The 360-nt window shown below is 63.1% G+C and carries 1 protein-coding gene; it reads left to right on the top strand.

Features of this window, described 5'->3' with window-relative positions:
* Positions 1–360 (top strand): ribonuclease E/G (locus AC1D0P_RS32425; protein WP_477680470.1); only part of this gene is annotated, 360 nt, incomplete at both ends.

Genomic DNA, 360 nt, shown 5'->3' with positions numbered 1-360 from the left:
GTACCGCATCCAGGAAGTCATCAAGCGCCGCCAGATCATGCTGGTTCAGGTCGCCAAGGAAGAGCGCGGCAACAAGGGCGCCGCTCTGACCACCTATCTGTCGCTTGCCGGCCGCTATTCGGTGCTGATGCCGAACACGGCACGTGGCGGCGGCATTTCCCGCAAGATCACCAGCCCGCAGGACCGCAAGCGCCTCAAGGAAATCGCCAAGGACCTGGAAGTGCCGAACGGCATGGGCGTGATCCTGCGCACAGCCGGCGCCAACCGTACCAAGGCCGAGGTTAAGCGCGACTTCGAATATCTGATGCGCCTCTGGGAGAATGTCCGCACCAAGACGCTGCAGTCGACGGCGCCTTGCCT

The sequence above is a fragment of the Polaromonas sp. P1_G2 genome (assembly GCF_056405515.1).
This window is presented reverse-complemented; position numbering and strand designations above follow the sequence as displayed.